Here is a 3,721-nt window from a genome sequence, read left to right as displayed (position 1 = left end):
CTCGAATTTGGCGGCCAAAGCTTCATAACGGGTGTTCAAGAGCATCAGACTCGGCTGCTTAAGCTTCTTGGTGTTCTGTATGAAGCAGTTTATTCCTAAATTGGCTGCGGAATGACGGTTTGAATAAACAGAGTGGAGGGATTGCTTCACAACACGGTTTTTCATTCTCCACCAAGTTGTTCCTTTGGAATCAAGCTCGTCCAATTTTCGCTTGAGATCTTCAACTGGGTTACAAACTTTAAACCAATTTCCCTTAAAGTCTGTTTCTAAAGATCTCTCTGAAATAGGTGCTTTAGGCTTCTCATTATATTGCTTCCAGTGCAATTGTTCTGAGTATGGCAGTTTCTGTAGATCGCCTAGATAAGTATGTATTTGTCCAGCTTCGTTAATGTCGTAGCTCTTTAAATACCAACCAGCTCTAGATGTTATTGATCTTTCCTCTAAGGTGTATTTATCAGTGTCGGACTTGTATTTGAGAATGACTTCAGCATTGAAGAATGCTGGGCTTAATTCAAAGGCTTTATCTGAGTCTGTAAAGTAATTATCAATAGCGGATGGAGCACATGATATCTCTTCAACACGCTTGTTCTTCCAATCTTGAGCAATGAAAGAGGCATACTGCTGTTCTTCTGAGGTATCGTCTTCCTTATCTTCATGTATCGGCGCAAATGCTTGAACACCTCTAAAGTAGCTAGCATTAGAGATGACTTTGCGCTTGCCAAACACACCTTGTTCAGCCACGACTTCTTCTGGTGATGAGCCCCAACTAGTGAAGTTTGCATAGTCAATTCTATCAACATCAAATAACCTTACGACTGCTGTTTCGGTTAGATAGCAGTACTCTGCTAATACGCTGAATCTAATCGAAACTACAGTGCCATACTCTTCACCTTCTCTCTCCAACTCATGAATTTTGATGATTTCGTCGATATCACCATTTTTATCAAGTTTGCACCAAGAATTCAGTTCATGCATGTAGTGCAAATCCATAACTTGCAAGAACTTTTCAGAGACCTCTATGTAGCTCTCTCGCCCTCTTACACCGTGAAAAGAACGCTTAAATATGAGAGGCTCACCTTTGCTCAGAACATTAGGTTTACAACTTTCTAGTGGTGGCTCGACCCACGATTTGTCACGCCCACCACCGCTACAAACAGACCATCCACTATTGTTGTAATCCCAAGAAGCCATTTGATGAGGGTCAGATTTAGACAGTTCATTTTTAAGCACAAGGACAGTATTAAGAAGAGTAGTTTTTGCTGATGCATGAAGAATTATGTCATCGTCATTTGCATCACTAACGAAAAAATCAACGACATCCTTCTGCGATACCCACTTTGTAAAATCCTCCTTTTTAGAGGGCATTGAAAAAAAATTGATAAGACTTCCAAGACGACAAACATCCATTGCAACAATCCTCATGCAGGGCTTATGATACCAATAACATACTAATCTACTATGCACATATTGAGCGGCTGTTGCAATTAGTGGCCTGATTACAGGTTCAGCAGTTCACATATGAGGATTAAAAATCGGGTTGTTAACCATGAATTTCAATTATCTTGAATCGTTCCCTCTGTCAGAATCCATTTTGCCACATAGACTAAAAGAGTTACTGAAGCCTGTAGGCCTATCTCCTGATTTACGTGTTGAGGTCGCTTGCATGCAGGAGACTGATCTTTTTGGAGAAAATGCAGAACACTTACACCTTCAGATGGCTGTTGTTCCTGAGGATAACGATAGCCCAATTGAAGTCTTGAGGGAGGCAGGTGAAGGTGTTGTGGCTTACTCTGTTCCTTTTGGTGAAGAAAAGGCAGAGTCTGCTCAATTCAGTCCTTCAATCTCTGGGTATGATTACATAGTTGCGGCTTGGGGGGACGCTTCCTTTTACACTTTTAGCCTCGCTGAAAAAGTTTGGATGACTCTTGGCCTCACCCCTCGCTGCATAGGTAATGAAGAACAACGACTCATATATGACGCCCTAAAGCTACCAGAATTTGACGTCGCTGAAGGGGAAGTATCAAGCGAATATCAAGGTCACTTGAAGCGCGATGTATGCTGGAAAATGTCCAATGAATACCTCCGCCGTTATTTATGGCTGCGTGGTGCTAAAGGCGTGCGGGTTTTTTTCTACGAAGCTCAATTAGAAGACACTCCAGAGTTGCGAGAATCATTGAATGGTAAATCTCATATTGTATTAAAACCAACTGAAGGCCCCCAATGGTATGAGTTAGACCTCCGAGAACACAAAGGAGGGATTCTCCTTCAGCTCTGGGCTTCAGTTGAAGCCGTTTTACCAGAATTGTGCTTGGAGCAAGACGCAGAAACCTTGCTCTGGGCAGATGACAAAGAGCCTATGACACATGCTAGGGCAAATGCGCTTATGGCTAACTACAACGTCTACTTGGATGATCGCTTCCTCGAAAAATATGAGCAAAGTAACTTCTATGACACCACACCCATAAACATCTATGGACAGTGGTGGTGTGCACCTTCATATAAAGGGCAGTGGAGCTTTACAGAATGCCAACGAGTTGGGAGAAACTTAATCCGAGTACCGGTTCGTGAACTGTATAAGGCTAAGCCTGATAGAGAAATTGTTCATGCGAATAATTACGAGGTCAAACCAGAGGTTGTTGAACAATTAGATCTAGACGAAGAGCATATAGCAATAAAGGTGCAAAGACTTCTAGAAGGCCTACTACGTTTGGGAGAAGGGTTATCAGCACTAGGAGAGACTACTGGGCAACTGTATTCCCCTGAAGACCTCACAGGTTTTAGTCGAGAAGAAGTAGACGCTAATGGATGGTTGCATTACCCATCTCTTGTGCGACTAGCTCAGGTCGCACCGCTAGATATGACACAACAGGTGTTTTTGGCTCGGTGTAAGAGTCTCCATGAGATTCTTCAAAAAACCCCAAATGGCTTTCTCAAGTCACTTCTTCGCCATGCTGGGTGTCCAAGCGCTGACGTGAAAAACCTAGGAAGTTTAAAGTTGATGCAAAGTCTTTTGAACGTCCTCGAATCTTTGAACGAACAGCATGAAACTATTGATTGCTTTACATCAGAAAATGAACCCGAGGGTTGGAAAAAGCGCAATGCCACACTAGCGTCGCTGTTCTTGAATAATGACCTTAGGATCGCTGATGCCCATGATGCAGTTAAGAAATGTATTGATACTCTGCAAGACCTTGGATTTGATACCGCCAGTTTAAGCGTCGGCTATGGAAGAGCTTTTGACTTTGTTATAGATGCTGTCAGTGAATCGATTAGCTGTATTGCCACTCACATTGAGCAACTGCTAGAGCGACATTAATTGCTTCTCGGATTAAAAACTGAACTGAACTGAACCACTATACTTTTTCTAATCCAATCGATTGGAGCTAGAGCAAACGTTCTAGCTCACTTTTGTCCAGAGATGTGCCAAAGCCGTTCACTGCAAGAACATCCTTGCCCTGTTATGAGTTAGATGGCTCATCTACGGAGTTTTTATCTAACTGCTGCTCTAAGATGTTTTTTATTTTTGAAAGCTCTACGTACCCTACGTCGCCACAAAAACCGTTCATCTCGGTTTTTACTAGATGCAATAATATTTGCACCGTAAGCGCCCCATGAACACACGGGCGCTTTTTTATGTGTGGGAGAAGTTCCAGGGAAGAAGTGAGTCGATATCAGGCTCGGGCTTAGCCAACTCTTTCATGCACTTAACCATGTAGTCGTA

The 3,721-nt window shown here is 42.6% G+C and carries 2 protein-coding genes; one reads left to right on the top strand and one right to left on the bottom strand.

Features of this window, described 5'->3' with window-relative positions:
* The coding region (locus NL643_RS22640) for a hypothetical protein (protein WP_253645242.1) at positions 1-1,407 on the bottom strand (1,407 nt) is incomplete at its 3' end.
* A gap of 139 nt (positions 1,408-1,546) precedes the next feature.
* On the opposite strand from NL643_RS22640, the gene NL643_RS22635 reads away from it, so the two are divergent.
* Positions 1,547-3,316 carry a hypothetical protein gene (locus tag NL643_RS22635; RefSeq protein ID WP_253645241.1) on the top strand — a complete coding sequence of 590 codons (1,770 nt, stop codon included), beginning with the start codon at positions 1,547-1,549 and terminating at the stop codon, positions 3,314-3,316.
* Positions 3,317-3,721 lie beyond the last annotated feature (405 nt).

Source organism: Vibrio sp. Y42_MX_L11 (assembly GCF_024181785.1).
GTDB classification, from domain to species: Bacteria; Pseudomonadota; Gammaproteobacteria; order Enterobacterales; family Vibrionaceae; genus Vibrio; species Vibrio diabolicus.
Note: the sequence above shows the minus strand (reverse complement) of the source record. Positions and strands in the feature narration are given on the sequence as shown.